Annotated in this window: 5 protein-coding genes; all 5 read left to right on the forward strand. The window is 33.1% G+C overall.

What is annotated here, in order from left to right; genetic code table 11:
- A partial coding sequence (locus CI949_RS19370) for a glycerol dehydratase reactivase beta/small subunit family protein (protein ID WP_290769461.1) occupies window positions 1-428 on the forward strand: 428 nt, incomplete at its 5' end.
- A 27-nt stretch (window positions 429-455) separates the two neighbouring features.
- A complete protein-coding gene (locus CI949_RS19375) occupies window positions 456-1,019 on the forward strand; it encodes a BMC domain-containing protein (protein WP_089722951.1) in 564 nt (187 codons plus the stop codon).
- Window positions 1,020-1,033: 14 nt separating this feature from the next.
- Window positions 1,034-1,342, forward strand: a complete 309-nt coding sequence (locus CI949_RS19380; protein ID WP_089722950.1) for a BMC domain-containing protein — start codon at window positions 1,034-1,036, stop codon at window positions 1,340-1,342.
- 73 nt (window positions 1,343-1,415) lie between these two features.
- Window positions 1,416-2,243 (forward strand): ethanolamine utilization protein EutJ, encoded by an 828-nt coding sequence (gene eutJ, locus CI949_RS19385; protein WP_089722949.1) that lies wholly within the window; start codon window positions 1,416-1,418, stop codon window positions 2,241-2,243.
- Between the two features lie 18 nt (window positions 2,244-2,261).
- Window positions 2,262-2,849, forward strand: a 588-nt coding sequence (locus CI949_RS19390) for a flavoprotein (protein WP_290769466.1), incomplete at its 3' end; no start/stop codon positions are given.

The raw sequence follows: 2,849 nt of genomic DNA on the forward strand, positions 1-2,849 counted from the left end.
AAATGATGGATAATAGTGCTGAAAATTTATATTCTTTAGCACATCAAGCAGCTCAAGCTTCACGTTTAAATGTTTCTTTAGCGCTTGGAGAAAATAATAGAGTACTGATTCATCATAAAAAATTAGAGCCTGATCAGCCTTTTTTTGAAAAAGAGATAAATAAAGAATTTCAAGCAAAGGTTATTGCATCAAATGCAGCTCGATTGGTTAAAGGGATCCCGATTAAAGACATTCCTTTAGAAGTAGATAATAAAAATAAATCTGTATCTGACATTTTAACTGATTTAGATAACTTCCAGAGTATTAGTAAAGAGACTGAGAACAAAAAAATGTCTAGTTCTGCAAAAGAAATAGATGAAAAAAGAATAAAAGAATTAACTAATTATATTTGTAAAAAGTTAAAAGATATAGAAAAAAATAATATTTAAGAGGCACTTTTGAGGAAAGGAGGGAATATGTCCCAAAAAGCTCTTGGAATGATAGAAACAGTAGGAATTCTTGCTGCCTATGAAGCTGCGGATGTAGCATTAAAATCAGCCAATGTTAAACTGGTTGGTTATGAAATTAGTAGGGGTGGCTTAATTGTTATTAAATTTACGGGAGATGTAAGTGCAGTAAGATCAGCTGTTGATGCTGGTAAAACTGCTGCTTCAAAATTATCTAAGGTTTGGTCTTCTCATGTAATAGCCAGACCTGCTGCACAAATAGAAAAAATGGTAAACAGTGAAGATACAATAAATAATAAGAATAAAGCAGATGAAGAAGTCGAAGAGGTAGAATCACCCGAAGAAGTAAACAAAGAACCAGAAGAATTGGAAACAGAAAATATGGTCGAAGCCGAATTTGATCAAGATAATGAATCAACTATAGACTCAGATCCAGAAGAATCAGAAGAGATAGAAGAAAAGAAAGAAGAGGATATATGTAATCTCTGTGGAGATCCGGCCTGTCCTCGAAGTAAAGGAGATTTACACACAGATTGTATACATTATGATGAAATCAAAGGTGATAAAGAATAGAAGGGGGAATATTAATGAGTGGTGAAGCTTTAGGATTAATTGAAACTAAAGGATTTGTAGGTGCAATTGAAGCAGCAGATGCAATGGTTAAAGCAGCAAATGTTACTTTAGTAGGCTATGAAAAAATTGGTGGAGGACTAATTACAGTTTTAGTTAGAGGTGATGTTGGAGCTACCAAGGCGGCTACAGATGCTGGAGCAGCAGCAGCTGGTAGAGTTGGAGAATTAGTTTCTGTTCATGTAATTCCAAGACCTCATACAGATGTTGATGGTCTTTTACCAAAAATGGCAAAAGAAGAATTAGATATGCCAGAAATGAAATAAATAATAATATCCCCTTCCTGGCTATTAAAAGGAGGGGGATAATAATATGCCTTAATTGTCTGGAGGGTAATTAATGGATTGTTACATAAAAAAAGCTAATAAAACACTTGAGAGACTAAATAGTTTAATAGAAGAAGAAAACAAAAATATAAAATATGATGGAGAAATCAGAGCAGGTGTTGATCTTGGAACAGCAAATTTAGTTTTAACACTTGTTGATCAGGACAATAACCCATTAGCTGCCTTAAAAAAATCAGGTAAAGTTGTTAGAGATGGTTTGGTAGTTGATTATATTGGGGCTTTAAAAATAGTAAGAGAAATGAAAAATAAAATGGAAAATATTTTGGGAAGAGAAATCATATCTGCAGCAACTGCTGTACCACCAGGAACTGGCGAAGGGGATGTTGATACTTTCAAAAATGTTGTTGAAGGAGCTGGATTTCAAGTGAGCAATGTTATTGATGAACCATCAGCAGCAGCAACTGTCTTAGAGATTGAACGAGGTATTGTAGTTGATATTGGTGGAGGGACAACTGGCATTTCGATTCTTGAAGATGGTGAGGTAGTCTATACAGCTGATGAAGCAACTGGAGGTACTCATTTAAATCTTGTAATTGCAGGGGGACTTGGGATAAGTGTTGAGGAAGCAGAAAAAATGAAAGAAAACCCTGAACATGCAGATGAGATATTTCCAATGACAATTCCAGTCATTGAAAAAATAGCTTCCATTATTAATAAACATATAAAAGATTATAAAGCTGAAACAATCTATTTAGTTGGTGGTACAAGCAGTATTGAAGGAATAGAAAATGTCTTAGTTAAAAAAACCGGCCTTAAAGTAGTAAAACCATCACATACATTATTAGTTACTCCTCTTGGTATTGCTATGAATTGCAAATAGCTGGAAGGAGGGATAATTTTGAATCAAATTAGTGAAGAGCTTATTAGAAAAATAATTGAGAAAGTAATATCTGCTCTAGAAACAGATAAAAAAATGAAAATCACTGCTGTTTTTACAGGTGGTAAAATTAAATTTGAAGAAGCTTTATCTCAATTGAAAAAAATAGATAATAATTATAATGTAAGTTGGAATTTTATTTTTTCAGATTCAGCTAAGGAAATTCATAATCACAATAAAATCAGGTGTGAATTTGAACAAAAAATCAGTCAAAAATCAGTTCAGTTTAATACAGTCAAAGAGAATGATTTATTATTGATTCCAGTTTTAACCCGAAATACTGCTGCAAAGTTATCAGCACATTTTCTAGACACATCACTTTTAGATTACATTTTTAGATCTTTAATGGCCTCTGTTCCTGTTGTTGCAGCATATGATGCGGCTGATTTAACTGGAGAGGGGTGGCAAAAACTTGGTTTCAATAATTATTCTGATGCAATTAAGTTAGAAAACCAGCGTCATTTAGAAAAAATTAAATCTTATGGTATCCAATTGACTGCTGCAGATAATCTTGCTGAAAAATCTTTTTCAATTTTAGATGGTGATAAC

The sequence above is a fragment of the Halanaerobium sp. genome (genome assembly GCF_003070835.1).

Bases quoted from the DNA above. Each gene is read 5' to 3' on its own strand.
- eutJ (WP_089722949.1), top strand. From the start codon at position 1,416: ATGGATTGTTACATAAAAAAAGCTAATAAAACACTTGAGAGACTAAAT.
- CI949_RS19380 (WP_089722950.1), top strand. From the start codon at position 1,034: ATGAGTGGTGAAGCTTTAGGATTAATTGAAACTAAAGGATTTGTAGGT.
- CI949_RS19375 (WP_089722951.1), top strand. From the start codon at position 456: ATGTCCCAAAAAGCTCTTGGAATGATAGAAACAGTAGGAATTCTTGCT.